Annotated in this window: 29 protein-coding genes; 14 read left to right on the forward strand and 15 right to left on the reverse strand. The window is 71.5% G+C overall.

All coding sequences use genetic code 11. The features are described 5' to 3' along the window. Positions 1-63 precede the first annotated feature (63 nt). On the forward strand, positions 64-861 hold the full coding sequence (locus LNK82_RS40725; RefSeq protein WP_230572214.1) for a hypothetical protein: 798 nt from the start codon (positions 64-66) through the stop codon (positions 859-861). A gap of 9 nt (positions 862-870) precedes the next feature. On the opposite strand, the gene LNK82_RS40730 is transcribed toward LNK82_RS40725, so the two are convergent. From LNK82_RS40730 to LNK82_RS40745, 4 genes are all read right to left on the reverse strand, one after another. Next, positions 871-1,494, reverse strand: coding sequence for a hypothetical protein (locus tag LNK82_RS40730; RefSeq protein ID WP_230572215.1), 624 nt, complete (start codon positions 1,492-1,494; stop codon positions 871-873). Further along, positions 1,491-1,970, reverse strand: coding sequence for a YbaB/EbfC family nucleoid-associated protein (locus tag LNK82_RS40735; RefSeq protein ID WP_230572216.1), 480 nt, complete (start codon positions 1,968-1,970; stop codon positions 1,491-1,493). Before LNK82_RS40735 ends, LNK82_RS40730 begins: the two co-directional genes overlap by 4 nt. 49 nt (positions 1,971-2,019) lie before the next feature. Further along, positions 2,020-5,193 (reverse strand): EAL domain-containing protein, encoded by a 3,174-nt coding sequence (locus tag LNK82_RS40740; RefSeq protein WP_230572217.1) that lies wholly within the window; start codon positions 5,191-5,193, stop codon positions 2,020-2,022. Positions 5,194-5,416: 223 nt separating this feature from the next. Then, positions 5,417-6,577, reverse strand: coding sequence for an NAD(P)-dependent malic enzyme (locus tag LNK82_RS40745; protein WP_230572237.1), 1,161 nt, complete (start codon positions 6,575-6,577; stop codon positions 5,417-5,419). A 313-nt stretch (positions 6,578-6,890) separates the two neighbouring features. On the opposite strand from LNK82_RS40745, the gene LNK82_RS40750 reads away from it, so the two are divergent. Then, positions 6,891-7,484, forward strand: coding sequence for a dTDP-4-dehydrorhamnose 3,5-epimerase family protein (locus LNK82_RS40750; protein WP_230572218.1), 594 nt, complete (start codon positions 6,891-6,893; stop codon positions 7,482-7,484). 69 nt (positions 7,485-7,553) lie between these two features. Here LNK82_RS40750 and LNK82_RS40755 read toward each other — a convergent pair whose 3' ends face one another. After that, complete coding sequence (locus LNK82_RS40755) at positions 7,554-7,889, reverse strand: S26 family signal peptidase (protein WP_268997906.1); 336 nt, start codon at positions 7,887-7,889, stop codon at positions 7,554-7,556. 78 nt (positions 7,890-7,967) lie between these two features. On the opposite strand from LNK82_RS40755, the gene sodN reads away from it, so the two are divergent. The 4 genes from sodN to LNK82_RS40775 all read left to right on the forward strand — a co-directional run bounded on the left by sodN (position 7,968) and on the right by LNK82_RS40775 (position 10,455). After that, entirely contained in the window at positions 7,968-8,387 is a 420-nt protein-coding gene (sodN, locus tag LNK82_RS40760; protein WP_053719552.1) for a superoxide dismutase, Ni, read from the forward strand. 183 nt (positions 8,388-8,570) lie between these two features. Then, a complete protein-coding gene (locus tag LNK82_RS40765) occupies positions 8,571-9,362 on the forward strand; it encodes a hypothetical protein (RefSeq protein WP_230572219.1) in 792 nt (263 codons plus the stop codon). Positions 9,363-9,371: 9 nt separating this feature from the next. Continuing rightward, a complete protein-coding gene (locus LNK82_RS40770) occupies positions 9,372-9,977 on the forward strand; it encodes a histidine phosphatase family protein (RefSeq protein ID WP_230572220.1) in 606 nt (201 codons plus the stop codon). Further along, complete coding sequence (locus LNK82_RS40775) at positions 9,970-10,455, forward strand: GNAT family N-acetyltransferase (RefSeq protein ID WP_230572221.1); 486 nt, start codon at positions 9,970-9,972, stop codon at positions 10,453-10,455. Before LNK82_RS40770 ends, LNK82_RS40775 begins: the two co-directional genes overlap by 8 nt. Here the strand turns inward: LNK82_RS40775 and LNK82_RS40780 are convergent. Then, positions 10,430-10,927: a hypothetical protein gene (locus LNK82_RS40780; RefSeq protein ID WP_230572222.1), complete on the reverse strand. Its 498-nt coding sequence runs from the start codon at positions 10,925-10,927 to the stop codon at positions 10,430-10,432. The genes LNK82_RS40775 and LNK82_RS40780 overlap by 26 nt on opposite strands. 70 nt (positions 10,928-10,997) lie before the next feature. On the opposite strand from LNK82_RS40780, the gene LNK82_RS40785 reads away from it, so the two are divergent. Beyond that, positions 10,998-11,447: a MarR family winged helix-turn-helix transcriptional regulator gene (locus LNK82_RS40785; RefSeq protein WP_230572223.1), complete on the forward strand. Its 450-nt coding sequence runs from the start codon at positions 10,998-11,000 to the stop codon at positions 11,445-11,447. A 15-nt stretch (positions 11,448-11,462) separates the two neighbouring features. Here LNK82_RS40785 and LNK82_RS40790 read toward each other — a convergent pair whose 3' ends face one another. The 3 genes from LNK82_RS40790 to LNK82_RS40800 all read right to left on the reverse strand — a co-directional run bounded on the left by LNK82_RS40790 (position 11,463) and on the right by LNK82_RS40800 (position 13,771). Beyond that, positions 11,463-12,248 carry an SAM-dependent methyltransferase gene (locus LNK82_RS40790; protein WP_230572224.1) on the reverse strand — a complete coding sequence of 262 codons (786 nt, stop codon included), beginning with the start codon at positions 12,246-12,248 and terminating at the stop codon, positions 11,463-11,465. 223 nt (positions 12,249-12,471) lie between these two features. After that, positions 12,472-13,221: a S1 family peptidase gene (locus LNK82_RS40795; protein WP_230572225.1), complete on the reverse strand. Its 750-nt coding sequence runs from the start codon at positions 13,219-13,221 to the stop codon at positions 12,472-12,474. A 145-nt stretch (positions 13,222-13,366) separates the two neighbouring features. Further along, complete coding sequence (locus LNK82_RS40800) at positions 13,367-13,771, reverse strand: hypothetical protein (RefSeq protein ID WP_230572226.1); 405 nt, start codon at positions 13,769-13,771, stop codon at positions 13,367-13,369. 303 nt (positions 13,772-14,074) lie between these two features. Here LNK82_RS40800 and LNK82_RS40805 point away from each other — a divergent pair, with 303 nt between their 5' ends. Beyond that, complete coding sequence (locus LNK82_RS40805; protein ID WP_230572227.1) at positions 14,075-15,019, forward strand: diacylglycerol/lipid kinase family protein; 945 nt, start codon at positions 14,075-14,077, stop codon at positions 15,017-15,019. A 226-nt stretch (positions 15,020-15,245) separates the two neighbouring features. Next, the gene (locus LNK82_RS40810) at positions 15,246-15,500 is read left to right on the forward strand and encodes a WhiB family transcriptional regulator (RefSeq protein ID WP_053719541.1); all 255 of its coding nucleotides are present in this window, start codon (positions 15,246-15,248) and stop codon (positions 15,498-15,500) included. Between the two features lie 158 nt (positions 15,501-15,658). Here the strand turns inward: LNK82_RS40810 and LNK82_RS40815 are convergent, their stop codons facing one another. After that, the gene (locus tag LNK82_RS40815) at positions 15,659-17,137 is read right to left on the reverse strand and encodes a PAS domain-containing sensor histidine kinase (RefSeq protein WP_230572239.1); all 1,479 of its coding nucleotides are present in this window, start codon (positions 17,135-17,137) and stop codon (positions 15,659-15,661) included. Then, positions 17,138-17,353: a biotin/lipoyl-binding carrier protein gene (locus tag LNK82_RS40820; RefSeq protein ID WP_230572228.1), complete on the reverse strand. Its 216-nt coding sequence runs from the start codon at positions 17,351-17,353 to the stop codon at positions 17,138-17,140. It abuts the gene before it with no gap. Positions 17,354-17,459: 106 nt separating this feature from the next. Here LNK82_RS40820 and LNK82_RS48530 point away from each other — a divergent pair, with 106 nt between their 5' ends. After that, positions 17,460-17,534, forward strand: a complete 75-nt coding sequence (locus LNK82_RS48530) for a 50S ribosomal protein bL37 (protein WP_096498094.1) — start codon at positions 17,460-17,462, stop codon at positions 17,532-17,534. A gap of 92 nt (positions 17,535-17,626) precedes the next feature. On the opposite strand, the gene rsrA is transcribed toward LNK82_RS48530, so the two are convergent. Together rsrA and LNK82_RS40830 are read right to left on the reverse strand one after the other, a co-directional pair. Beyond that, entirely contained in the window at positions 17,627-17,941 is a 315-nt protein-coding gene (gene rsrA, locus LNK82_RS40825; protein WP_230572229.1) for a mycothiol system anti-sigma-R factor, read from the reverse strand. Next, entirely contained in the window at positions 17,938-18,564 is a 627-nt protein-coding gene (locus tag LNK82_RS40830; RefSeq protein ID WP_053719537.1) for a sigma-70 family RNA polymerase sigma factor, read from the reverse strand. Before LNK82_RS40830 ends, rsrA begins: the two co-directional genes overlap by 4 nt. A 214-nt stretch (positions 18,565-18,778) precedes the next feature. On the opposite strand from LNK82_RS40830, the gene ybaK reads away from it, so the two are divergent. Beyond that, positions 18,779-19,255: a Cys-tRNA(Pro) deacylase gene (gene ybaK / locus LNK82_RS40835; protein ID WP_230572230.1), complete on the forward strand. Its 477-nt coding sequence runs from the start codon at positions 18,779-18,781 to the stop codon at positions 19,253-19,255. 13 nt (positions 19,256-19,268) lie between these two features. On the opposite strand, the gene LNK82_RS40840 is transcribed toward ybaK, so the two are convergent. Together LNK82_RS40840 and LNK82_RS40845 are read right to left on the reverse strand one after the other, a co-directional pair. Further along, positions 19,269-19,883: an alpha/beta hydrolase family protein gene (locus LNK82_RS40840; protein ID WP_230572231.1), complete on the reverse strand. Its 615-nt coding sequence runs from the start codon at positions 19,881-19,883 to the stop codon at positions 19,269-19,271. Next, positions 19,880-20,641, reverse strand: coding sequence for an SOS response-associated peptidase (locus LNK82_RS40845; protein ID WP_230572240.1), 762 nt, complete (start codon positions 20,639-20,641; stop codon positions 19,880-19,882). Before LNK82_RS40845 ends, LNK82_RS40840 begins: the two co-directional genes overlap by 4 nt. A gap of 101 nt (positions 20,642-20,742) precedes the next feature. Here LNK82_RS40845 and aroA point away from each other — a divergent pair, with 101 nt between their 5' ends. The 3 genes from aroA to LNK82_RS40860 form a co-directional block, all read left to right on the forward strand. Next, positions 20,743-22,017 carry a 3-phosphoshikimate 1-carboxyvinyltransferase gene (gene aroA, locus LNK82_RS40850; protein WP_230572232.1) on the forward strand — a complete coding sequence of 425 codons (1,275 nt, stop codon included), beginning with the start codon at positions 20,743-20,745 and terminating at the stop codon, positions 22,015-22,017. Between the two features lies 1 nt (position 22,018). Continuing rightward, complete coding sequence (gene rsgA / locus LNK82_RS40855) at positions 22,019-23,029, forward strand: ribosome small subunit-dependent GTPase A (protein WP_230572233.1); 1,011 nt, start codon at positions 22,019-22,021, stop codon at positions 23,027-23,029. A 307-nt stretch (positions 23,030-23,336) separates the two neighbouring features. Further along, the coding region (locus tag LNK82_RS40860; protein WP_230572234.1) for a non-reducing end alpha-L-arabinofuranosidase family hydrolase at positions 23,337-24,495 on the forward strand (1,159 nt) is incomplete at its 3' end.

Here is a 24,495-nt window from a genome sequence, read left to right on the forward strand (position 1 = left end):
GCGAACCGCGCCGTGCGGGCCGCCTCCGACGGTAACTTTCAGCTCGAACCTGGAGGCGCCCGCATGACTCACCCCAACCCCGGTCAGCAGTACCCGGGCCAGCCGTACTCCGGCCAACCCACGCCCGGCCAACCGCTGCCCGGCCAGCCCTTCCCGGGCCAGCCGTTCCCCGGTCAGCAGTTCCCCGGCCAACCGGCGCCCGGACAACCGTTCCCCGGCGGGCCGCCGTTCCCGGGCGCCCAGCCGCCGTACCCGGGCCAGGGCTACCCGGGACCACCGGGCCCGCCCAAGCCACCGGGCAAGGGAGCGGCCGTGGTCGCCGGGCTGCTGTACCTGCCGGGCGTGCTCCTCGCCCTCATCGGCTCAGCCTCCCTCGCCAGCCGCGCGGCGTTCGGACGTGACTTCTGGGGCGCGATCCTGATGCCGCCGGTCCCCCGCGTCGTCGTGGGCTTCGAGGTCGCGGTCGCGATCTCGTTCGTGCTGCCGGGGTTGGCCCTCATCCTCGCCGTGCTGCTCCTGGCCCGGGTGCCCGGTGTGCGCTGGGGACTGGTCTTGATCTCGCTGCTGGCGGCGGTGCACTACGGCCTCACGGCCGCCAACGTCATGTCGGCCCTCCCGCCGGCCCGCGGGATCCTGCCGGTGCTCGGGCTGGTGCTGTGGCTCGTCGCGGGCTTGGTGGCGGTACTGCCGCCGGTCGGCCGGGCGATGCGCGGCGCGAAGCCGAAGACGCCGCACCAGCAGGCCGGACCTCCGATGGGTGGCCCGCCGATGCCCGGACAACCGATGCCGGGCCAACCGATGGGCGGACCTCCGCCCGGCGTTCCGGGTCCACCTCCACCCGCCCAGGGGCAGTGGGGCTGACCGGGTAAATCACTCGCCGAAGCGCGTGATGGCCTTGAGCATGTCGCGCGCCTTGCCGAACAACGCCTTCAGCGCACCCAGGATCCGCACCATCACGCGCACGACCTCCGCCAACCGCCGGTTGACCCGGTCCAGCACGACCGCGCCGCGCCCGACCGCCCACGCCGCGAACTCGGGCAGCGAGCCGCCGGCCGTGATGTCCGACGCCGCGAGCGCGACGGTGGCGTTGCCGAAGACCTCCTGGACGAACAACGCGACCACGTCCCGGAACACACCGCGGATCGCGGCGGTGATCGCACCCACCTCGGCCACGTGCGCCGCCACGTCCACGCACAACCGGCTCATCCCGGCGATCTCCGCGGTGAGCCGCCCACCGCCCGCCCGCCGCCGCACGATGCCGTCCAACGTGGTGGCGACCTGCTTCCAGGTGGCGACCGCGTCCTCGAACCGGTCGGCGTGACCGGACAGCCAGTCCAGCGGCTCGCGCAGGAAGTCCACGTGCTCGACCAACCACCCGAGCCCGGCGTCGGCGAGCAGGCCCAACGGGTCGGCGTCCGCGGTCGGCACGGCCAGGTCGGCCTCGAGCGTGTCCGGCGCCGACCCGGTCAACTCCAGCACGGGGAACCCGGTCACCGAGGGGCCGACCCCGGCTCGTCCTCGGGCGCCCGCAGGCTCCGCGGCAGGGGCAGGTCCTCACCGGCCTCCCGCTCCGACTCCGACACCAGCTCTGGCACCGACTCCGCCTCCGACCCCGGCACCGAACCCGGCACCGACCCCGCCGGGACCGAGCCGGTCAGGAAGTCCATCGCCGCCGTGCCACCGAACTGAGGCTCGACGATCGACGCCGCCTGCCGCGCCGCCTGCTCCTGCGCGCGCCGCACGGTGTCCATCACCACCTCGCCGAGCCGGGCGTGCGAGACCCCCTCGGCGTCGGGCGAGAACTCGATGTGCCGCAACGACCCGTTCGGCGCGACGGTCGCCGTCACCGCGCCGTCCGGCGACCGCTGCGTGGCCTGCGCGCGCCGGATCCGCTCCCGCAGCTCGCGGGACCGCTCGGCCAGGTGCCGTGCCCTGGCTTCGAGGTCGGCGATCATCCGTTCCTGGTTCACCGGTCGGCACCTGACGTCGTGGCGTCCATCGGGACGGGAGTATCGCGTATCAACCGGCGCGGGGGATGTGCAACGGACCAAGTGCCAGCACCGCGCGGAACTCCTTGGGCGGCACGGGGCGTGAGAACAACCAGCCCTGGTAGGTGTCCACGCCGATGCCGCGCAGCACGTGGAACTGGGTCGCGGTCTCCACGCCCTCGGCCACGCACTTGCGGTCCATCGCGCGGGCCATGTCCACCACGGCCTTCGCCACCGCGAAGTCGGACGAGTCGCTGCCGACACCGGAGACGAACCGCCGGTCGACCTTGATGATCTGCGCGGGCAGGTCCTTGAGCCGGGCCAGCGACGAGTAGCCGGTGCCGAAGTCGTCCACGGCGAACCGGATGCCCCGCTCCACCAGCTCGTCCATCGTCTGGCGCACCCGTGACGGCAGGTCGACCAGCGCGGTCTCCACCAGCTCCAGCACCACCCGGTCCCACGGGATGCCCGCCTCGGCGATGGCGTCGGCCACGATGTCGACGAACTCCGGGTCGCCCGGCACCAGACCGGCCAGGTTCACCGCCACCGACACCGGCTTGCCGCCCGGTTCCGGCCAGGTCGAGGCTTCCTTCAACGCGGTCCGCAGCACCCACCGGTCCAGCTCGCGCAGCAGGTCGCCCTGCTCGGCCACGGGCAGGAAGATGTCCGGCGGCAGCAGCCCGCGATCCGGGTGCGGCCACCGGACCAGCGCCTCCGCGGTCTGCACCACGCCGTCCACGCCGACCACCGGCTGGAAGTGCAGCGTCAAGCCGTCGTGCTGCAACGCCTCCCGCAGCTGGCCCTCCAAATGGACCTGCCGGTCGGCCGAGGCGATCAGCGCCGCGCTGGCCAGCGACACCCGGCCCGCGCCGGACCGCTTGGCCTCGAACATCGCCGCGTCGGCGAAGCGCAGCAGGTCGTTGCCGGTGGCGCGGGACCCGTTCGGCACGGCCGCGCCGATCGACGCCGACACGCGGACCAGCTGCCCGTGCACCGGCACCGCGGTGCGCAGCAGGCCCGCCACCTTCGTGGCCAGCGCGTCGACACCGCCGACCTGGTCGAGGTTCTCGCAGATGATCACGTACTCGTCACCGGACAGGCGGGCCGCCGTGCAGCCGTCGGGCAGGCCGCCCTCCAGCCGCCGTGCCAGCGCCACCAGCAGCTCGTCGCCCGCGTCGTGGCCGAGCGAGTCGTTGACCCGCTTGAAGTTGTCGATGTCGCAGAACAGCACCGCGACCTTCGACCGGTCCGGCGACTCCAGCAGCTCGCCGAGCATCTCCTTGACCAGCGCCCGGTTCGGCAGGCCGGTCAGCTCGTCGTGCGTGGCCTGGTGCCGCAGCGCCTCGGCCGTGCGGCGGCGCTCGGTGATGTCCTGGAACACGATCAGCCAGAACCGGCGGCCGTCGTCCTGCACGGACAGCGCGATGTGCAACTCGCAGTACACCTGCACGCCGTCGCGGCGGACCAGGATGCGCTGCGGGATCTTGTGCGTGCGCTCGGCGTCGGGCGCGGACATCTCGTCGATCGACGGCAGCCCGGCGCTCGTGTCGTCCGGGTGGGTGAGCGCGCTCGCGGTCATCCCGCGCAGCTGTTCCAGGTCCATGCCGAGCAGGTCGCACAGGGCGTCGTTGGCGTCGACCAGCCGCTCGCCCTCGTCGAACAGGCCGATGCCGACCGGCGTCAGCGACACCAGGTCCGCGAAGCGCTGGCTGGACCGCTTCATCCTGGTCTCGGCGGCGCGCTGCTCGGTGATGTCCTGCGCCGTGCCGACCGCGAGCGGCAGGCCGTCCGGGCCCTTGACCACCACGCCGTAGCTGCGGAACACGCGCAGCCTGCCGTCGTCGCGGCGCACGATCCGGTGTTCGAGCTGGATCGGCACCTCCTCGGTGCCCAGCTGCTGCCACAGGTCGTCCACCCAGCCGCGGTCGTCGGGGTGCACGAGGTCGAGGTAGGTCTGGTAGCGGATGTGCTCCTCGCGCGGCACGCCGAACAGCTCGTGCAGCATGTCCGACCACGCCACGTCGCCGGTCTGCAGGTTCCACTCCCAGACGCCGAGCTGGGCGGCCTTCTGCGCGTCGGCGAGCCGGCGGCGGTCGTCGCGGAGCTGGCGCTCCAGCGCGCGGGCCTCGGTGACGTCCTGGACGGTCCCGTGCAGCCTGGTGACCTTGTCGCCCTCGAACTCGGCCCGCGCCCGGCACACGTAGACGCGGTCGCCGTGCTCGCTGCGCACCTCGGCCTCGACCGTGCTGCCGTCCTCCGCCCGCCGCACCAGGTCCTGCAACTGGGCGCGGTCGTCCGGGTGCACGGCCATCAACGGGGCGCTGTCCGGGGCGACGCCGGCGGCGGCGCCCATCTCCCGCAGCACCTCGCTGCGGTGCAGCGCGCCGGACTCGACGTCGTAGCTCCAGCTGCCCATGCGCGCGATGCGCTGCGCCTCCAGCAGCCGGGCGCGTTCGGTCTCCAGGGCGCGATCGGACCGCCACTGGTCGGTGATGTCGCGGATGTAGCCGGTGATGAACTGGGTCCGGCCGTCGGATCTCAGCTTCGCCTCGGCCACGCCGCGGATCCAGCGCTGGTCGCCGTCGGGCAGGATGATCCGGTAGACGATGTCGATCGGGTTGCCGTCCAGGGCCCGGTTGGCCCAGTAGCTGGCGACCATCTCGTAGTCGTCGGGGTGCACGACGTCGAGCACGGCCTGCGCGCCGGGCACCACCTCGCCGGGCTTCACACCCATCATCTCGTAGTGCGACTCGGACCAGACCGTGACGCCGGTGTCCGGGTCGTACTCCCACGAGCCGATCTGCGCGACCCGCTGCACGGTGCGCAGCCTCCGCTGCTCGTCGCGCAGGTCCTCGGCGGCTTGCGCCAGGTCGGAGACGTCGACCAGCAGCACGGCGTGCAGACCGGTGCCCGGCACCGGGGTGCGCACCACGCGGACCGGCACCAGCGCGCCGTCGGCCTGGTGCAGGCGCAGGTCGTCGGTGCCGCCCAGCAGCAGCTCGCCGAGGGATCGACCGATGAGGTCCTCGGCGGAACGGGCCTTCGTCAACGCCACCGCGGCGGCGCTGGCCCGCATGACCACGCCCTTGGGGTCGCACAGCAGTGTGGGCGCCTCGGGCAGCGCGATGCCGTCCAGCGCCACGTCACCGTCCTGCGGACGCGCTGGGTCGAGCACCACCGGAGCGCGTCCAACCCGCTTGGGCACGGTCCCACCTTCCCGTGTTCACGGCAGGGATGACCGGCCCGACCGCACCCAAAGACGGCGTCCCTCTCCACGGGCAATATTCACCCGAGGAGAGGGACGGTAGCGCTTCGGAGCGTCATCGCCCACCCCTCAACGGGCTAACGAAACAACACGTTAGCGGTTTCGTTGCCTGTCGACGGGTACGGACGGATGCGGCCGGAGCTCTCCCAACTCCGACTTGGAGTCAGGCTACTCCGTCTTCGCGGGCTGCCAAGGCCACAGCGGCGGCCACTTCCGGACCGACCCGCGGGTCGAGGGCGCTCGGCACGATCCGGTCGACCGAGAGGTCGTCGACGGCGACCGCCGCGATCGCCTCCGCGGCGGCGAGCTTCATGCCCTCGGTGATCCTCTTCGCGCCCGCGTCCAGCGCGCCGCGGAAGATGCCGGGGAACGCGAGGACGTTGTTGATCTGGTTCGGGAAGTCGCTGCGCCCGGTGGCGACCACGGCGGCGTGCCGGCGGGCCACGTCCGGGTGCACCTCGGGGTCGGGGTTGGACAGCGCGAACACGATCGAGTCGTCGGCCATGCCCGCGATCAGCTCTTCGGGCACCTTCGACGACGAGACGCCGACGAACACGTCCGCGCCGCGCAACGCCTCCGCGATGCCGCCGCGCAGGCCGCTGCCGTTGGTGACCTCGGCCAGCTGCGCCTTCACCGGGTTCAGCGCGTCCCGGCCGACGTGCACGATGCCGCGCGAGTCGACCACGGTGACCTCGCCGATGCCCGCCGCCAGCAGGATCTTCGCGCACGCCACACCGGCCGCGCCCGCGCCGGAGACGACCACGCGCTGGTTCGCCAGGTCCTTGCCGAGCACGGCGTTCGCGCCGCGCAGGGCCGCCAGCACCACGACCGCCGTGCCGTGCTGGTCGTCGTGCATGACCGGCACGTCCAAGGCCTCGATGAGCCGGGCCTCCAGCTCGAAGCAGCGCGGCGCGGCGACGTCCTCCAGGTTGACCGCGCCGAACGACGGGCGCAGCCGGACCAGCGTCTCCACGATCTCGTCCACGTCCGTGGTGTCGAGCACCAGCGGGATGGAGTCGAGGCCGCCGAAGGTCTTGAACAGCGCCGCCTTGCCCTCCATCACCGGCAGCGACGCGCTCGGGCCGATGTCGCCGAGGCCGAGCACCGCGGTGCCGTCGCTGACCACGGCGACCAGCCGGTGCGCCCAGGTGTACTTGGCGGCCAGCCCCGGGTCGTCCGCGATGGCCCGGCTGACCCTCGCCACGCCCGGCGTGTAGGCGATGGAGAGCGCACGCGGGTCGGCCAACGAGGCGGTCGCGCCGACGGCCAGCTTTCCGCCTTCGTGGGCGCGGAAGATTTCCTCGTCGCTCAATTCGGTGGTCATCTGGGGCTGGTCGTTCAATGCGGTCACGGAAGTCCTCCTGCGGTGCGCGATACCTGCGGCGCACCGGGACCGGCGTTGTCACGCGGGTCGACGGGGCCTGTCTGGGAGACGTCCCCGCGGTCTGCGGGACTGCTCTCGGTGGCGGTGTGCGGGCAAGCATGGCAGCGTGCCCGGCCGCTGTCTGCGGCGGGGATCACAGTTTTTCCGCAGGTCAGAGGTAGTGCCACAGAACGTACGTCCGGTTTTCTGAACCGACCGGTCAGTTTCCGCAGGCAGGATCGGTCAAGAACCGGCGCGTTCTAGGGTGTGCGCCATGCAGGCACGTGAGTTGAAAATTTCCGGCGCTTTCGAGTTCACCCCTTCGGTGTTCCCCGACGATCGCGGCATGTTCGTCGCGCCGTACCAGGAAGCGGCGTTCACCGAAGCCGTCGGGCACCCGATGAAGATCGCCCAGACGAACCACAGCGTGTCCAAGCGCGGCGTCGTGCGCGGCGTCCACTACGCCGACACGCCGCCCGGGCAGGCCAAGTACGTGCACTGCCCGCGCGGCCGGATGATCGACATCGTGGTGGACCTGCGGGTCGGCTCGCCCACGTTCGGCGAGTGGGACGCGATGGAGCTGTCGGAGGGGTTGTTCAACTCCGTGTACCTCCCCGAGGGGGTCGGGCACGCGCTGATGGCGCTCGAGGACGACACGGTCGCGTCGTACCTGTGCTCGGAGGGGTTCAACCCGAAGGCCGAGCACGGCATCCACCCGCTGTCGATGGACCTGCCGTTCCCGTCCGGCATCACGCCGGTGCTGTCGCCGAAGGACGCCTCCGCGCCGACGTTCGAGGAGGCGCGCGACGCCGGGCTGCTGCCGTCGTACGACGACTGCGTGGCCTGGTACGCCAAGCTGCGCGCCTGATCCCGGCCCGTCGACCCGCCGGCCCCTCGCGAAGGCCGCCGGCGGTTCACCTCCCCGCGACCCCGGCGTTCAGCCCTCCGGGGCCGGCCGCCGGCGCCACAGCCGGGGCCGCGGCCAGAGCCGGGCGCGGACCACACCCACCACCTCCGCGGGCCCCAGCGTCCGCGAGTCCGTGGAGGCGAACGGGTTGTCGCCCTCGACGTGCCAACCGCCCCCGTCGGCCCGCACCGCGCGCTTGATCGACAGCTGCCCGGGCCGCGCCGACCACCTGACCAGCACGAGATCATGTCGGCGGGGCGGTTTCCCGAAGTGGACCAGGACCACGTCCCCCGTCCGCAGCGTCGGGGCCATCGAGGGTCCGACCACCCGAACCAGCGGCAACGGGTTCGCTTCCGGCCGTGCCAACGATCACCTCCACCTGCTCGCGCCGAGGCCCCGGAGTAGGGTTCGTCACGTCGGAGCATCCACTGTCAGGGAGGAAAGATGCGACTTCTGTCGCGCATCCGTTCACTCCGCCGCCCGCTCCTGGAGGCCACCGCGCACTGCGACCTCCCGTGCGGTGTTTACGACCCGGCCCAGGCCCGGATCGAGGCCGAGTCGGTCAAGGCGATTCAGGAGAAGTACCAGGCGAACGAGGACCCCGAGTTCCGCTCCCGCGCCATCCTGATCAAGGAGCAGCGCAGCGAGCTCGTCAAGCACCACCTGTGGGTGCTGTGGACCGACTACTTCAAGCCGCCGCACTTCGAGAAGTACCCGGAGCTGCACGACTTGTTCAACCGGGCCACGAAGGCGGCCGGCGCGTCCGGCGCGAAGGGCTCCATGGACCCCGCCAAGGGCCAGGAGCTGCTCGACCTGATCGCCCAGATCGACAAGATCTTCTGGGAGACGAAGGCCGCGGCCTGATCACCTGCTCCACACGGCGCTGACCGGGCGGAACGCTCCGCCCGGTCAGCGCCGTTCCACGTGCGGAGCCGCCCCGCCCGGTGCGCTGTTCGGGTGACCGCGCACCGGCCCGCGTCCGAACGCCCGCCTGCCCTGCGACGATCAGCGGGTCCCGTTCGGCGGTCGGCAAGGAGACCTCGCCCGATGAGCACGCCGTTGCCCTCCGAGGACTCGGTCCGGAAGCCGTGGGGTGCGGCGGCGCGGTTGTTCCGCGTGCCGCCGCCCGCGGACTCGCCGGCGTTGGGCCGGCTCTCCTCCTGGCGGTCCGTGCTCGGCCTGCTGACGCTGATCGTCCTCGGCCGGGGCGACCGGGGTGTGGTGGACACCTTGAACGAGGACGGTTGGGGCAAGGCCGTCGAGAACGTGATCATCGCGCTGGCCATCGTGCCCGTCGCGATGCTGCTGCTGTACCTGCGCACCCACCGCGAGCACCGCGCCGAGCTGCGCCTGCGACCGGTGATCGGCAAGATCGCCCTCCTCCTGCTGACGACCTTCGGCGCGATGGCGCCGATCGTGCTCGTCGTCACCAACGACCTCTTCGACACCCTGAAGCCGACCGACTTCGGCACTGCGGTGCTCGCGCTCTTCGGCGGCCTGCTCGCCATCGCCTACGCGCTCTGGGTGGCCGTCTACGTCGGCTGCGCGGCCTGGTGGGCCGTGCGCGGCAGCTGCTTCATCGGCGAGTTCCACCCCCTCCTCGGTCCCGCCGTCACCACCGCGGTGGTCGTCACCGCCACGGCGGTGGAACTCGTCGAGGCCGACACCAACGGCGTGTCCGACTCGGTCTGGCTGACCCTCACCCTCGGCGGCCTGGTCACCACCCTCGTCCTGGCCGCCGTCGAGCACTCGATGCTCCGCGCGCGGCGGATCGGCTGGCGCACCGGCCCCCGACCGCAACCGGTGCCCCGACCCGGTGACGGGGTGCGGCGTCCGTAAGCTCGGGCCGTGACCTCACACGTCTACCTGCTCCGGCACGGTCAAACCGAGTGGTCCGAGAGCGGTCGGCACACCGGGCAGACCGACGTCCCGCTGACCGACACCGGGGTGCAGCAGGCCCGCCGCGCCGGCGCCGTGCTGGCCCGGCTGCGCGCCACCGACCTGCCGCCCGCGCTCGTGCTGTCGAGCCCGCGCCAACGCGCCTGGCGGACCGCCGAGCTGGCCGGGCTGCACGACGTCGAGCGCACCGAGGAGCTCGCCGAGTGGGACTACGGCGACTACGAAGGCCTCACCACGCCCCAGATCCGGGAGACCGACCCGGGCTGGACGGTCTGGACCCACGCCGTGCCCAAGGGCGAGTCGCACGACGAGGTGCACGCGCGCGCCGCCAAGGTGCTCGACCGGGCGCGCCAGGCGTTGCTCAGCGGCGACGTGGTGCTGGTCGGCCACGGCCACTTCAGCCGCGTGCTCATCGCCACCTGGCTGAACCTGCCGCCGAGCGAGGGCGTCCACTTCGGACTGGACCCGGCCGGCACGACGGTGCTCGGCGACGAGCGCGGCGACCCGCAGGTCCGCCGGCTGAACGTGCCCGCCTGGGAAGTCGACGTTGACTGATCCCCGCGTCCGCCGCGTGCGCGAGGAGGACGTGCCCGCCGTCGTCGCCCTGGTCGAGGAGCTGGCCGAGTACGAACGCGCGCGGCACGAGTGCCGGCTGACCGTCGAGCAGCTGCACGACGCGCTGTTCCGCCCCTCGCCCGCACTCTTCGGCCACGTGGCCGAAGTGGACGGTCGGGTCGTCGGCATGGCCTTGTGGTTCCTCAACTTCTCCACCTGGCGCGGCACGCACGGCATCTACCTCGAAGACCTCTACGTCCAGCCGGACCAGCGCCAGAGCGGCCTCGGCCGGGCGCTCCTGCAAGCCCTCGCCGAGGAGTGCGTCGCCCGCGGCTACGCGCGCCTGGAGTGGTGGGTGCTCGACTGGAACGCGCCCGCGATCGGCTTCTACAAGTCGCTCGGCGCGCTGCCGATGGACGAGTGGACCGTCTTCCGCCTCACCGACGACCCGCTCACCGGACTGGCACTGCACGGCTGACGCCGACCTGCCGGATCAGCCCCACCCACCACACGAACGTGAACGCGATGACGGTCGGGTTCTTCGCGAACAGCAGCACGGCCAGGTAGGTCTGCCGCGCCGACTCGGGCAGCAGCCCGCCGACCACCTGCTCCGCGACGACGTCGAACACCAGGAACGCCACCGCCAGCAGCATCCCCTGCCACACCAGGCTCGGCCAGTGCCGCGCCGCGAACGCCCGCGCGTCCGCCCAACCCAGCCGCTCACCCCGGGTCGCCAACCGCCAGATCACGACGACCAGCAGCACCCGCGCGGCCACCACGACGACCTCCGAGGCGAACGCCACCCCGTCCGGCACCAGGCCGCCCCAGTTCACCACCACGAGCCGCTGCACCGACGCCACCAGCGACAACCCCACGACCACCACCCAGTGCCGCAGGTAGAACCGCGCGGCCCAGCGCGGCACCTCGAGCGCCAACCCCAGCTCCGACATCCCCACACCTCTCACTCCCCGATCATTTTAGTTCAGTGTACTGAAATATCGAGCGCGGTAAAGTGACGGCATGGACGGACGGGACTTCGGACGTGAGCTGAGCACGGCGGTGGTCGCGTTCCACGAGGCCGTCGGCGCGCGCCTGGGCGTGACGGCGGTCGACCAGCGCGCGCTCGCGCTCATCGCGGGCAAGGGCCCGCTGTCGGCCGGCGAGCTGGCCAAGGAGATCAACCTGACCCCCGGCGCGGTCACCGGCGTCGCCGACCGGCTCGAACGCGCGGGGCTGGTGCGGCGCGAACCCGACCCCGGCGACCGCAGGCGGGTGGTGATCACCGCGATCCCCGGCGCGTTCGGGCAGGTCTTCGCCGGGTTGAGCGCCGCCATGGCCGAGCTGGGCGCGCGCTACAGCCCGGAGGAGCAGCAGGTCATCGGGGACTGGGTGGTGCGCACGGTCGCCGTGCTGAAGGAGCAGACCCGGCTGCTCGGCGAGTCCGGGAAGCCCTCCACCGGTCGGCCGTGACCCGGACCGGCGTGATCAGCCGTTCGGCCGCTTCACGCCCACGGCGCCGTAGGTCACGGCCTCGGCGCTGGTCTCCGGCTCGCCCTCGCCACGCCATTTCGTGGCCAGCACCAGCCCGGGGTCGACCAGGTCGAACCCGGCGAGCATCGCCTCGACGTCCGCCCTGGACCGGGCCACTATCGGCGAGTCGGTCTCGTCCGCCACGGCGACCAGCTTGCGCACCAGCTCCGGCTGCTCGTCCGCGGTCAGGTGGCTGATCACCAGGTAGCTGCCGTCGGCGATCGCGTCGCGGTAGCGGTGGACCAGCTCGATCGGGCGGTCGTCGTCGGCGATGTAGGGCAGGATCGCGACCATCAGCACGGCGACCGGCCTGGTCAGGTCGAGCAGCCCGCGGACCTCGGGCGCGGCCAGGACCGCGCCCACGTCCCGGATGTCGGCCTCGGCGATGGCCGCGCCCGCGTTGCCGCGCAGCATGGTGCGGCTGTGGGCCACGGTGGCGGGCTCGTTGTCCACGTACACCACGCGGCACGTCGGGTCGGCCTGCTGGGCGACCTCGTGCACGTTGCCCGCGGTGGGGATGCCGGAGCCGAGGTCGAGGAACTGGCGGATGCCCTGCGCCACGCACAGCCGGACGGCCCGGCGCAGGAACGAACGGGTGTGCTGGACCATGGCGGCGGTCGGGATCTCGTTCATCGACCGGTCGGCGAACTCGCGGTCGACCGCGAAGTTGTGCGCTCCGCCGAGGTAGTAGTCGTAGAGCCGGGCCACGTTGGGGCGCTCGACATCACCATTGGTCGACACCCACCTCGGGGGGTTCTGCACTGCGCACCTCACCCTGCCTGCACCCGGAGCGGCGTGAACGCCTGCCAGACCGTATCTGGCTACTCCGTTCGTGTCCATCCGCCAAATGTGAACACGCAGGGTGATTGTGACTGGTGAGTGACCCCGGATCAAACCGTGGTGCCCCGGCCGAGGGGCGGCGCAGGGGGGGAGAGGTGCCTGCCCCTCGGCCGGGGAGGTCGGCTCACACTCCGGCGTAGGAGCGGATCCAGTCGCGGTAGCGGGTGACGGCGGTGTAGTTCGACCGGGTCGAGCGGTCGCTGGTGGAGGCGACGCCGACCTGGTAGCGGCGGCCGTCGACCGGGCTGGTCGCGAACATCGGGCCGCCCGAGTCGCCGCCGGCCGCGATGCCGTCGATGCGGGACACCGAGATCGCGATGCCGCCGCGGTAGTCACGCCCGTTGACCGAGGTCACGCGGGTGTTGGCGTACTTGAGGTAGCGGGACTGGCAGTTGATCTCCGGCTGGTTGGTGCAGGTGGCGCCCCAGCCGTAGAGCTGCACGGTCTGGCCGACGGCCACGGCCGTGGTGGTGCCCAGCGGCGCGTAGGTGCCCGAGACCGACCGGTCCAGCCGCGCCAGCGCCAGGTCGACCGACGGGTGCTGGATGATCTGGGTGGCGGTGGCCAGGGTGCCGCCGGTGGTCTGGTCGAGGCTGCCGATCCGGAACGTGTAGGTGCCCGAGCTCGCCACGCAGTGCTGCGCGGTCAGGACCCACTGCGGGGCGATGATCGTGGCCGAGCAGTTCTGCTGGCCGTTGCGGAACAGGCGGGCCGCCCACGGGGCGTTGCTCGCCGTGCCGCCGCCGATGATGTACGGCTCGACGACGCCGGCCTCCTGGGCAGACGCCGCCGGGGCGATCGCGGTCAGGGCGAACGCGGACAGCAGTGCGGTAGTGGCTCCGACCACCGCGGACAGGGCGCGAGTGAATCGCATGGAGTTGTCACCTCAACGAACGCAGGGAGTGGTGAATTCACCACCCACAGCGTCACCTGTCGGAGTGACGCCGGCCACCCGCCGTTAGTCGGCGAGCGCCCAGACGATGGTCTGCGGCCGATTGGCCCTGACCGACCGGAACCACCTACGCGTCCGCCTCTTCCTCGTCCACGCCGAGCGCCCACCGGCGCACCGGGTTCGTGAACAGCAGCACGAGCGTGCCGACGACGTACGCACCGAGCAGCGCGCCCCACAACTGGCGGTCGGACGGCCCGTACATGTACCAGGCGACACCCAGCAGGAGGAGCTGCACCACGACCGCGGGCGTGCGACCCCAGTGCTTGCCGAGCACCAGGCCGACACCGGCCGCGAGCACACCCGCCGACAGCACCGCGAAGTAGGCGGCCTCGCCGAGCACCTCGCCGGACTTCTCCGCGCTGAACGACCGCACCACCAGCGCGACCGCGAACGCCAGGCCGGTCAGGCCCTGCAACGCGGTCAGCGCGCCCGCCGCCCGGACCGCCGGTGGGACCTTGCCTTCGGTCGACACGCCGCGCCCCTTCAGCTGTGCGCCCCTCAACTGGGCCTTTCCTCACAGTGCGTACTCGTCACGCATCGTAGGCCACCCGGTTGGCGTGTCCCGTTCGACCGCCCCAGGGGCGATGATCACAGGAGTCTCTTCGGCGAGCCGGCGGTCGGGCCGGGGTGCACTTGTCGCGAGACGCAGCACGACGCGGGACCCTGGGAAATGGGGACACGGAAAGGAGACGTCGGCCACTTTCGTGCGCTCTGCAGCCTCCTACCGGGTGACACGCAACCTGTCGGAGGTCACGCGCTGTCCTACCCTGCAAGAGTGCGCGCACTTCTGGTGGTCAACCCGCAGGCGACGGCAACCACGCCTGCCGGTCGGGACGTGCTCGCGCACGCACTGGCCAGCGATGTGAAGCTCGACATCGTCGAGACGGACTACCGCGGCCACGCGGCGGACGCCGCCGCGCAGGCCGTCCTCGACGGGTACGACCTGGTCGTCGCGCACGGTGGCGACGGCACGGTGAACGAGGTGGTCAACGGCGTGCTGCGCGAGGGCGCGCAGCCGGGCCTGCCCATGCTCGGCGTGGTCCCCGGCGGCTCGGCGAACGTGTTCGCGGGCGCCCTCGGCCTGCCGCGCGACCCGGTCGAGGCCACCTACCGCCTGCTCCAGGCCATCGAGCACGGCACCAGCCGCAAGGTCAGCGTCGGGCACGTCGCCGCCACCGGCGCGGGTCTCGACCACGACCGCTGGTTCACCTTCAACGCGGGCGTGGGCTGGGACGCCGACGTGGTCGCCGCCGTCGAGCACCAGCGCGCCAGGGGCCGCCAGGCGTCACCGACCCTGTACGCGCGCACCGCGCTGACCAGCTACTTCACCCAGCGCAGACAGCCGCCGACGCTCACCGTGCACATCCCCGAGGAACCGCTGTTCGAGGACGTGCGGCTGGCGTTCGTCTCGAACACCGACCCGTGGACCTACCTCGGCGACAAGGCGATCCGGCTCAACCCCAGCACGTCCTTCGACGGCGGTCTCGGCCTGTTCGCGCTGCACGGGATGGGATTGCCGACAGTTCTTCGCTATCTCGCGCATCTCTTGGCCACGGATGGGAACCCCAAAGGCGGGAACCTGCTCCGGCGCGACGACGTCGAGTTCGTCCGCGTGACGAGTCCGGAACCCGTCAACCTGCAGGTTGACGGTGACCTGCTCGGCTCGTGCACCGAGGTCGAGTTCACCGGGGTGCCAGGCGCGCTCACGGTCGCCGTGTGATCGTGGCGTGACCGGCCCGGTACCCATCCGCGATGTTGTGACCTGGTGTGACGTCCCTGTGTGAAAGCGCAGGTGAACCCAGTCGATCTTTCGGGTGAGTTCACTCACCGGGTTGGGGCTAAACCCTTGACATCCCCGCCGTTCGTGAAAGCATTCACAAGCACCCCAAAACCGACCGCTGACGAGTGGCGCGCCTTCGCGCGCGCCTAGCTGAGGAGTAGTTCCAATGGACTGGCGCCACCGCGCGATCTGCCGCGACGAGGACCCCGAGCTGTTCTTCCCCGTGGGGAACAGCGGTCCTGCGCTCCTGCAGATCGCCGAGGCGAAGACCGTCTGCCGCCGCTGCCCCGTCGTCTCCGACTGCCTCTCGTGGGCGCTCGAGAGCGGCCAGGACGCCGGCGTGTGGGGCGGGATGAGCGAAGACGAGCGTCGCGCCCTCAAGCGCCGCAACGCTCGCACCCGGGCTCGCAGCAACGCCTGAGCCGCCTCGAGCAAACAACACGAAAGGCCCGACACCGTGCCAGGTGTCGGGCCTTTCGCTTGTGTTGCACACCCTCCCGCATGACCACGTGACTCCACGACGGCTGAGCCGCCGATCGGACCGCTGAGGTAGGTCGTCACGTGTGCACGGGGAGCAGTCTAACGCCGGGCTCTGAGCGGTACGCGCAGGACCGCCTCTGTACCGCCTCGGGGCCTCCTCCGCAAGCTCAACGAGCCCCTGAGTTCGGACTCCACCAGCGTCCGGACGATCTGCAACCCGAGCCGGTCGGTGCGCTCCAGCGAGAAGCCCTGCGGCAGGCCGCGGCCATCGTCCGAGATCACGACGTCGAGCCACTTCGCCGAGCGCTCGGCGTGCACGACCACCTCGCCCCGCTGGCCCGCCGCGTACGCGTGCTCGAACGCGTTCTGCACGAGTTCGGTCAGCACCATCACCAGCGGGGTGGCGAGCTCGGCCTGGACGATGCCGAACTTCCCGTCGCGGCGCACCACGACCTGCGACTCGGTGGCGGCCACGTCCGACATCATCGGGATGACCTTGTCCACCACGTCGTCGAGGTCCACCCGCTCGTCCACCGACATGGACAGCGTCTCGTGCACCAGCGCGATCGACGTGACGCGGCGCACCGACTCGGCCAGCGCCTCGCGCGCCTCCTCGCTGCTGGTCCGCCTGCTCTGCAGGCGCAGCAGCGCGGCCACCGTCTGGAGGTTGTTCTTCACCCGGTGGTGGATCTCGCGGATCGTCGCGTCCTTCGACATCAGGGCGCGGTCGCGGCGGCGGACCTCCGTGACGTCGCGGCAGAGCACCAGCGCGCCCGCCGCGCTGCCACGCGGTCGCAGTGGCAGGGCGCGGAACAACACGGCCGCGCCGCGGCGCGACTCGGCCTCGATGCGCATGCTCGGCTGGCCGTCCAGGGCGGACCGGATGCGCTGCGCGACCTCCGTGGCGTCGAACGGGTCGCCGATCAGGGACCGCGTCAATGGGGCCAGGTGCACGCCGACCAGGTCGGACGCGTGGCCCATGCGGTGGTAGGCGCTCAGCGCGTTCGGGCTGGCGAACACGACCGCGCCCGAGGCGTCCAGCCGGATCAGGCCGTCACCCACGCGGGGGCTGGTGTGCACGTCCGGCGACGGCTCGGTGGTCGGGAACGTGCCGTCCGAGATCATCTGGCACAGGTCGGCGGCGCTGCCCAGGTAGGAGATCTCCAACGGGCTCGGCACGCGCGGCACGGCCAGGTTCGTGTTGCGGCTCAGGACGGCGATGACCTCGTCGTTGCGCTTGACCGGGATCGCCTCGCGGCGGACCGGCACGCCGAGGTGCCAGCGCGGGTCCTCCTCGCGGCAGATCCGGACCTCGGTCATCGCGCGGCGCAGCTGGGGGTGTTCCTCGACGTCCACCATGCTGCCGACGACGTCCTCGGGGTGCGCGGTCGGCGCGGTGGTCGGCCGGGCCTGCGCGACGCACAGGAACGTCGTCTCGTCCAGCGGCACCCACATCAGGAAGTCGGCGAAGCTGAGGTCGGACAGCAGCTGCCACTCCGCGACCACCAGCTGCAGGTGGTCGACGGCTCCGCCGGAGAGCTTGGTGTGCTCGGCGAGGAGGTCGGTGAGCGTGGACAGCTACTCCACCACCGCGATGAGATCGCCCTCTTGGACCACGTCGCCGGGCGACACCGCGATGCGGGTGATCCGACCCGAGCCCTCGGGGAGGACGGGGATCTCCATCTTCATGCTCTCGAGCACCACGACCGTGGTCTCGTGCGTGACCTCATCGCCTTCCGCGACGGCGATCTGGGCCACGTTGGCCACGATCTCGGCCCGGATCTCCTCGGCCATGGTCCTCCTTCGTCGAGTCCATCCAACCACGATCCAGACCCGGTGCCGTGCCCAGGCGACCGCGTGACACACTGGGATGAAGCATGACGAGCACTAGGAGAACCCCATGTCGAAGCGTGCCCGCAAGCGCCGCGACCGCAAGAAGGGTGGCGCCAACCACGGGAAGCGCCCCAACGCCTGATCCAGTGTCACGGCGTGCGAAGGCCCCGGAGCACCGCTCCGGGGCCTTCGACTTGCACCGCTCGTCCGGGTCCGCGAACAGGGACCCGACGGTCAGCTGCTCGACGTCTCGGTCCTGGTCACCGTCGTGGTGACCTCGACCTCCACCGTCGTCTGCTCGGCCGTCTGGTAGAGCCGGGCGCGCAGGCGCCGCCGCAGCTCCTCGGGCGCGTGCTCGCCGCCGCACTTGCGGGCCAGCAGCGCCTTCAGGTGCTCCTCGATGCCGTACTGCTCCAGGCACGGGTGGCACTCCTCCAGGTGGGTCTGGAGCAGCTCCTTGCGCCTCTCGTCGCACTCGTGGTCGAGGAAGAGGTAGACCTCGGACAGGACCTCGGAGCAGTCCGTCTCGTGCGGTTCGCCGCAGCTCATCGGCCCGCCACCTCCTGGTGACCGTCGCGGATGATGCCGCGCTCGCGCGCGGTGTCCGCCAGCTGGTCGCGAAGCTGCCTGCGGCCCCGGTGCAACCGGGACATCACGGTTCCGATGGGGGTGCCCATGATGTCTGCGATCTCCTTGTAGGCGAAGCCCTCCACGTCCGCGAGGTACACCGCGATCCGGAACTCCTCCGGCAGTCGCTGCAAGGCTTCCTTGACGTCTGAGTCCGGCAGCCGGTCCATCGCCTCGACCTCCGCCGACCGCAGCCCGGTCGACGTGTGGCTCTCCGCCTGCGCCAACTGCCAGTCCGTGATCTCGTCCGTCGGCTGCTGGATCGGTTGGCGCTGCTTCTTGCGGTAGCCGTTGATGTAGGTGTTGGTGAGGATGCGGTACAGCCAGGCCTTGAGGTTCGTGCCCTCCGAGAAGGACGCGAAGGCGGCGTACGCCTTGAGGTAGGTCTCCTGGACCAGGTCCTCGGCGTCGGCCGGGTTGCGGGTCATCCGCAGGGCCGCCGAGTACAACTGGTCGAGCATCGGCATAGCGTCGCGCTCGAACCTGGCTGCGCGCTCGGCCGTTGTCTCGTCAGTCGGCGTGTCCTGCGTTCGCGTGGCTGGCACCGCGCTCCCTTCCCACCGGCTGGTCAGCGCGGTGGATGGAACTGTCTGGGACGCAGTCGAGGATACGCGGCGGTCCCCGGGTCGGCAGTGAGCCGAGCCACGCGGCGGGCGCGCCTTGACCTGCCTGCCGACCTGCTGGTCCATCACCTCGGTAGCCACGTTCGCAGCAACGCGACGACGCCGCCCGGCATTCCCTCGGCTATCGTGCGCGATCATGGCCGGTCGTGGAACGCCCGCCACCGCGTTGCTGGACAAGCAGAAGGTGGCCTACGCGCTGCACGCCTACGAGCACGACCCCCGGCACGAGTCGTACGGGCTGGAGGCGGCGGAGGCGTTGGGGATCGCCCCCGAACGGGTGTTCAAGACGCTGGTCGCGGACGTGGACGGCCGGTTGGCCGTCGGTGTGGTTCCGGTCACGGGGCAGCTGGACCTGAAGGCGCTGGCCGCGGCCGTGGGCGGGAAGAAGGCGAAGATGGCCGACGTCGCGGCGGCCGAGCGCGCCACCGGGTACGTGGCGGGCGGCATCTCGCCGTTGGGGCAGAAGAAGCGACTGCCGGTGGCGCTGGACGCCTCGGCGGAGGCGTTCGAGACCATCTACTGCTCGGCCGGACGGCGCGGGCTCGAGGTCGAGATCGCACCGGAAGCGCTGGTCAGGCTCACGCAGGCGGTCGTCGCGCCGATCTCGGCCTGATCGCCGGGCTCCCTCACACCTCCAGCGGGCGCAGCACGCGGTCGAGCCACTCCCCGACGGCCCGGCCCACCGCGCCCACGTCGGCCTTGAGGTTGTGGTCGCCGGGCAGCAGCACGACGTCGCGGTGGTGCGCCGCCTCGGGCCTGCCGAACGGGTCGTTCTCGCCCTGCACCACGAGGGTGGCGACTTCGACGCCGTCCAGCTCCGGCATCCGGGACTTCTCCGGCTTGCCCGGCGGGTGCACCGGGAACGCCAGGCACAGCACCGCCACCGCCTGGCCCTCGGACGACGTCCGGCACGCCACCCGCGCGCCGGAGGACCGGCCGCCGAACAGCAGCGGCAGGTCGTCGAACCAGGTCTCGCCCAGCTCGTCGGCCACCGCGAGCCACGCCGCGTCGAGCTGCTTGGCGGGCGCGGGCGCGCGGCGGCCCGCCACCCGGTACGGCTGCTCGACCAGCGCCACGTGCACGCCGATGTCCACCGCCGCGCGGGTCGCGGCCACCAGGTCCGGCGCGGCGATACCGCCGCCCGCGCCGTGCCCGAGCAGGAGCGCGGCGCGGCTCTCGGAGGCGCAGTGCAGCTCGGCCCGCGCGGGGCCGTACGGGGTTTCGACCACCCGTGAGGTCATGTCAGCTCGAACAAGGTGGGCTCCGGCTTCTCGGACTCCCCCAGCGTGACGGCCGCCATCAGCGACGGGTCGTTGTTCTTGATGCTGTTGACCTTCGTCGACACCGGGCGCAGCTCCAGCGCGTCGACCAGGTCGAGGTCGGGCGCGAGCAGGTCCTTCGGGTCGTCGTTGTCCGGGTCGAGCCACGCCGCCCAGCGGTCCTTCGGCAGCACCAGCGGCATCCGGTGGTGCACGGAGGTCATCTCGCCGATCGCGTCCGTGGTGAGCACGGCGCACGTGATGATCGGCTTGCGCTCGTCGCCGTCCTGCTGCCACCACACCGACCAGATGCCGGCCATGGCGAGGCTGGAGTCGTCGCCGGGGTTGATGAAGTACGGCTGCTTGCGGCCCTCGCCCGGCTGCCACTCGTACCAGCCGGCGGCCGGGACGATGCACCGGCGCTTGGCCGCCGAGTTCCGGTAGGCGGGCTTGTCCAGCACGCTCTCCGCCCGCGCGTTGATCATCTTCGCGGCGCCGGACAGGTCCTTGGCCCAGTGCGGCACCAGGCCCCAGCGCATCACGCGGACGCTGCGCTCGGTGGTGTCCGGGTCGGGGTTGCCCTCCTCGTCGCGCGGGTGCCGTTCGACCACGGCGAGCACCTGCTTGGTCGGCGCGACGTTGTAGTCCGCGCCGGGCGCCTCGCCCTCGGTGCCGTCGACCGCGTCGAACTCCGCCGCGAGCAGCGCGGGGTTCTTGGTGGACGCGTACCTGCCGCACACACCGATCACCTCTCCACAGATCACCCTCGGGCGAAGCCCATCGTCGCACGTCGGAAAGCCCGGTGCGAGCTGTCGACCACCCGATGCGGAATCATCAAGCCATGACTCAGCAGTGGTCCGCTCCCACCGCCGACGGCCCGGTCGACGCGACGGTACCCGTGCCAGGCTCCAAGTCGATCACCAACCGCGCGCTCGTGCTCGCCGCCCTGGCCGACCGCCCGTCCACCGTGCACGCGCCGCTGCGCAGCCGCGACACCAAGCTGATGGTCGACGCGCTGCGGTCGCTCGGCGTCGGGATCGACGACGGCCCGGACGGGTCCTGGCTGGTCACACCCCACGAGATGCACGGCCCGGCGCAGGTCGACTGTGGCCTGGCGGGCACCGTGATGCGGTTCCTGCCGCCCGCCGCCGCGCTCGCGGTCGGCGACATCACCTTCGACGGCGACCCGCACGCGCGGACCCGACCGATGACCACGATCCTGGACGCGCTGCGGGCGTTGGGCGCGGACGTGGCGGGCGACGCGCTGCCGTTCACGCTGCACGGCAAGGGCGGCGTGCCCGGTGGCGAGGTCACCATCGACGCGTCGGCGTCGTCCCAGTTCGTGTCCGGGCTCCTGCTGTCGGGCGCGCGGTACGAGAGCGGCGTGACGATCCGGCACGACGGCAAGCCCGTGCCCTCCATGCCCCACATCGAGATGACCGTGGCGATGATGCGCCAGGCCGGTGTCGTGGTGGACGACGCGTCGCCGAACGAGTGGCGGGTCGAGCCGGGCCCCGTCGAGGGCCGCGACTGGCACGTCGAGCCGGACCTGTCCAACGCGACCGCGTTCCTGGCGGCGGCGGCCGTCACCGGCGGCCGGGTGACGATCCCGGGTTGGCCGACCCGGACCACGCAGCCCGGAGGCGCGGCGCAGGACCTCTTCGGGCGCATGGGCTGCGAGGTCGCGCTGTCCGACGCCGGCCTGGTGCTGCGCGGGCCGGACAGGTTGACCGGGATCGACCTCGACCTGCGTGACGAGAGCGAGCTGACGCCGACCGTCGCGGCCCTGGCGGCGCTGGCCGACGGGCGGACGCGCATCCGCGGTGTCGCCCACATCCGCGGCCACGAGACGGACCGGCTCGCCGCGCTCGCCGCCGAGATCAACCGGCTGGGCGGCGACGCGGAGGAGACCGAGGACGGCCTGGTCATCACGCCGCGACCGCTGCGCGGCGGCGTGTGGCGCGCCTACGCCGACCACCGGATGGCCACCGCCGGCGCGATCATCGGCCTGGTCGTCGAGGGCGTGTCCGTGGACGACATCGGCTGCACCACGAAGACGCTGCCCGACTTCCCCGGCATGTGGGCGGCCATGCTGGCGCTGCCGGGGGCGCGCTGACGTGGCGAGGGGCGACTGGCGGCGGTTGGACGAGTCCGACGTGCGGGTGCGGCCGGGCAAGGGCACCCGGCCGCGCAGCAAGCGCCGGCCCGAGCACGCGGACGCCGTGCCCGCCATGGTCGTCGGCGTCGACCGGGGCCGGTGGACGTGCGCGATGGACGGCGACCCGGGGCGGCTGGTCGTCGCCATGCGGGCGCGGGAGCTCGGCCGCACGCCGGTCGTCGTCGGCGACCACGTCGGGCTGGTCGGCGACACGTCCGGCCAGCCGGACACGTTGGCGCGGATCGTGCGGGTGGAGCAGCGGCGCAGCGTGCTGCGGCGCACGGCGGACGACACGGACCCGTTCGAGCGGGTGGTGGTGGCCAACGCCGAGCAGCTGGTGATCGTGTCGGCGTTGGCCGACCCGCAGCCCCGTCGCGGTTTCATCGACCGGTGCCTGGTGGCGGCGTGGGCGGGCGGGCTGGAACCGCTGCTGTGCTTGACGAAGTCGGACCTGGCGTCGCCGGACGAGCTGGTCGCCGCGTACGCCGAGCTGGACCTGCCGGTGGTGGTGACGCGGTCCGACCAGGACCCGGACGAGCTGCGCGGGCGGCTGGCGAACCGGTTGTCGGCGTTGATCGGGCACTCGGGCGTCGGCAAGTCGACGTTGGTGAACCGGCTGGTGCCCGACGCGCACCGGGCGGTGGGCGTGGTGAGCGGTGTCGGCAAGGGGCGCCACACGTCGACGCAGACCGTCGCCCTGCCGCTGCCGGAAGGCGGGTGGGCGGTGGACACACCGGGCATCCGCTCGTTCGGCCTGGCGCACATCACGCCGGACGACATCGTGGGCGCGTTCCCGGACATGAAGGCGATGGCCGAGGAGTGCCCGTCGGGCTGCGGCCACCAGGGCCCGCCGGACGACCCGGACTGCATGCTGGACGAACTGGTCCGCACCGGCGAGGCCTCCCCCGGCCGGCTGGCCTCCCTGCGCCGCCTCCTGTCCTCCCGGGGCAAACTGGAGGAATACGACTGATCCCTTTGCCCGCCCATTGAGACGGTCAAGCTCGCCCTGTTGACCCCGAGGCCTTGCGCACTCCATTCTGGGAACAGATCAACCGCTTAAACGCCGGTATCGTCGTCGTGCCCGGAAGGTGTTCATGAGAACGCGCTCAAATATTTAGCACTATCGCTAAAACTTTTAGCGACGTGCTGGTCGCTCGGCCATATCGGCACCCGGCCGATCGCGCCGACTTCTTGAGCCGATGACCGTTCTCGTCGACAAACGCGATCGCGGACGGCCACTGTTCGAAAACTTGCGCAAAGTCCGCAGAGGAGACGTCATGTCAATGCAACGACGCAGCTTCATGACCAGGTCCAGAGCAGCAAATGTCGGCGCCGCGGTGGCGAGCGCCGCACTGCTGGCAACGGCTGCGACCCTGGTGGCGTTGCCGGCCGGCGCCGCGGCCGCCGGCTGTTCGGTGAACTACGCCGTGGCTTCGCAGTGGCAGGGCGGCTTCACCGGCAACGTGTCGATCACCAACCTGGGTGATCCGCTGACCGGGTGGACGTTGACGTGGTCGTTCGGCGCGGGCCAGACGGTGACGCAGTCGTGGAGCACGTCGTTGACGCAGAGCGGTTCCGCGGTGACCGCGAAGAACGTGAGCTACAACGGTTCGATCGCCACCGGCGGTTCGGCGTCGTTCGGTTTCAACGGGTCGTGGACGGGCAGCAACCCGATTCCGACGAGTTTCGCCCTGAACGGCGTGGTGTGCACCGGTAGCACGACGTCGACGACCACCCCGACCAGCACCACTTCCACCTCCACTTCCACTTCCACTTCCACCACCACTTCCACGACGACGACCACCACGCCCGGCACATGCGCGCTGCCGTCGAGGTACCGCTGGTCGTCGACGGGCGCGCTGGCGAACCCGAGGTCGGGCTGGGTGTCGCTCAAGGACTTCACCTACGTGCCTTACAACGGCAAGCACCTGGTCTACGGCACGACGCACGACTTCGGGACTCGCTGGGGCTCGATGAACTTCGGGCTCTTCGGCAACTGGTCCGAGATGGCCTCGGCGCCCCAGCAGGCCATGAACATCGGCACCGTCGCGCCCACGCTGATCTACTTCGCCCCGAAGAACATCTGGGTGCTCGCCTACCAGTGGGGTGGCACCGCGTTCAGCTACCGGACGTCGAGCGACCCCACCAACCCGAACGGGTGGTCGGCGCAGCAGGTGCTCTCCACGGCGAGCATCACCGGTTCCGGCACGGGCCCGATCGACCAGACGCTCATCGGCGACGGCCAGAACATGTACCTGTTCTTCGCCGGTGACAACGGCAAGATCTACCGCCAGGTCATGCCGCTCGGGAACTTCCCGGGCAGCTTCGGCTCGTCCTACACCACGATCATGAGCGACACGACGAACAACCTGTTCGAAGCGGTCGAGGTCTACAAGGTCCAGGGCCAGAACCAGTACCTCATGATCGTCGAGGCGA

The organism is Saccharothrix luteola (assembly GCF_020859565.1).
Lineage (GTDB): Bacteria > Actinomycetota > Actinomycetes > Mycobacteriales > Pseudonocardiaceae > Actinosynnema > Actinosynnema luteola.

Coding starts and splice junctions, on each gene's coding strand:
- LNK82_RS40765 (WP_230572219.1), top strand. CDS start 8,571: ATGAGCACGCCGTTGCCCTCCGAGGACTCGGTCCGGAAGCCGTGGGGT.
- sodN (WP_053719552.1), top strand. CDS start 7,968: ATGCGACTTCTGTCGCGCATCCGTTCACTCCGCCGCCCGCTCCTGGAG.
- ybaK (WP_230572230.1), top strand. CDS start 18,779: ATGGCCGGTCGTGGAACGCCCGCCACCGCGTTGCTGGACAAGCAGAAG.
- LNK82_RS40745 (WP_230572237.1), bottom strand. CDS start 6,577: ATGACCACCGAATTGAGCGACGAGGAAATCTTCCGCGCCCACGAAGGC.
- aroA (WP_230572232.1), top strand. CDS start 20,743: ATGACTCAGCAGTGGTCCGCTCCCACCGCCGACGGCCCGGTCGACGCG.
- LNK82_RS40725 (WP_230572214.1), top strand. CDS start 64: ATGACTCACCCCAACCCCGGTCAGCAGTACCCGGGCCAGCCGTACTCC.
- LNK82_RS40840 (WP_230572231.1), bottom strand. CDS start 19,883: ATGACCTCACGGGTGGTCGAAACCCCGTACGGCCCCGCGCGGGCCGAG.
- LNK82_RS40780 (WP_230572222.1), bottom strand. CDS start 10,927: ATGTCGGAGCTGGGGTTGGCGCTCGAGGTGCCGCGCTGGGCCGCGCGG.
- LNK82_RS40750 (WP_230572218.1), top strand. CDS start 6,891: ATGCAGGCACGTGAGTTGAAAATTTCCGGCGCTTTCGAGTTCACCCCT.
- LNK82_RS40810 (WP_053719541.1), top strand. CDS start 15,246: ATGGACTGGCGCCACCGCGCGATCTGCCGCGACGAGGACCCCGAGCTG.
- rsrA (WP_230572229.1), bottom strand. CDS start 17,941: ATGAGCTGCGGCGAACCGCACGAGACGGACTGCTCCGAGGTCCTGTCC.
- LNK82_RS40820 (WP_230572228.1), bottom strand. CDS start 17,353: ATGGCCGAGGAGATCCGGGCCGAGATCGTGGCCAACGTGGCCCAGATC.
- LNK82_RS40785 (WP_230572223.1), top strand. CDS start 10,998: ATGGACGGACGGGACTTCGGACGTGAGCTGAGCACGGCGGTGGTCGCG.
- LNK82_RS40795 (WP_230572225.1), bottom strand. CDS start 13,221: ATGCGATTCACTCGCGCCCTGTCCGCGGTGGTCGGAGCCACTACCGCA.